This window comes from Pseudoalteromonas sp. S2893 (genome assembly GCF_005887105.1).
Taxonomy (GTDB): domain Bacteria; phylum Pseudomonadota; class Gammaproteobacteria; order Enterobacterales; family Alteromonadaceae; genus Pseudoalteromonas; species Pseudoalteromonas atlantica.
In genome coordinates this window covers 1-271 of record NZ_PNCY01000132.1, presented here as the reverse complement: position 1 = coordinate 271, position 271 = coordinate 1, and the positions used below count along the sequence as shown (strand labels likewise).

Sequence of the window (271 nt, the reverse complement as noted above, 5' to 3'; positions counted from 1 at the left end):
CAACTGCAAACGCGATGCGACAGCCGAGGCATACCCGACATAGCTGCTACGCCGCACGCGCCCTTCAAGCTTTATCACACCATCCAGCCACCAGGTTAGCAGCAAAACGCTTTGCGTTATATTGCATGTTTAAATCAAAGCTAGTTTTATGTAATTCGTTGCTCTCTAAACCAGATCGAAAGTTCAAAGCAGCTACAAAACTATGATTACTGTCTTGAGTTAATTCAAGACTCTTGTTAAAACGTCTACACATCATGGATAGTTTAACTCT

At 42.8% G+C, this 271-nt stretch carries 1 protein-coding gene; it reads right to left on the bottom strand.

Annotation, left to right across the window (positions count from 1 at the left end; all coding sequences use genetic code 11):
* Positions 1–64 precede the first annotated feature (64 nt).
* On the bottom strand, positions 65–271 hold a 207-nt coding region (locus CWC04_RS19770; protein WP_212747134.1), incomplete at its 5' end, for a hypothetical protein.